Here is a 605-nt window from a genome sequence, read left to right as displayed (position 1 = left end):
ATCTATTGTCGGGAGTGTGACGGAATCCGACGCCCACAAAGACTCGGCTGAATCGACGACGGCTGATCGCCCGAGAAAACGCCCATTGTGGCGTGAGATTCTGATCCTCGTTGTCGTCGCACTTGTGCTGAGTGTTGTCATTCAGAACTTCGTCGGACGCATATTTCTGATCCCGTCGGAGTCCATGGAACCGACGCTTCACGGATGCACCGGCTGCACGGGAGACAAGATCCTCGTCGAGCGGATCAGCTATCGATTCGGGGATCCGCAACCTGGGGATGTGGTCGTGTTCAAGGGACCCGAATCCTGGAACGACGAGTATCAATCCATTCGATCCGACAATTCGGTGGTTCGCGCGTTTCAGGGACTCGGATCCATCGCCGGCTTGGTCCCGCCGGACGAAAACGACCTCGTGAAACGGGTAGTCGCGGTTGGAGGCCAAACCGTACAGTGCCTGTCCGAGGACGAAGGGCTCAGAGTGAACGGCAAACCGCTGGCGGAGCCGTATATCGACGATCGCATCCCCGGCAACGGCATCCCCTGCCAAGGAAAGTATTTCGGTCCGGTCACCGTTCCCGACGGGAACCTGTGGGTAATGGGTGACA

Annotated in this window: 1 protein-coding gene; it reads left to right on the top strand. The window is 58.2% G+C overall.

Translation table 11 applies throughout. The features are described 5' to 3' along the window. Positions 1–16 precede the first annotated feature (16 nt). Positions 17–605 (top strand): signal peptidase I (lepB, locus tag EAH77_RS25045; protein WP_140476155.1); only part of this gene is annotated, 589 nt, incomplete at its 3' end.

The organism is Ewingella americana (assembly GCF_006438725.1).
GTDB classification, from domain to species: Bacteria; Pseudomonadota; Gammaproteobacteria; order Enterobacterales; family Enterobacteriaceae; genus Ewingella; species Ewingella americana_A.
Note: the sequence above shows the minus strand (reverse complement) of the source record. Positions and strands in the feature narration are given on the sequence as shown.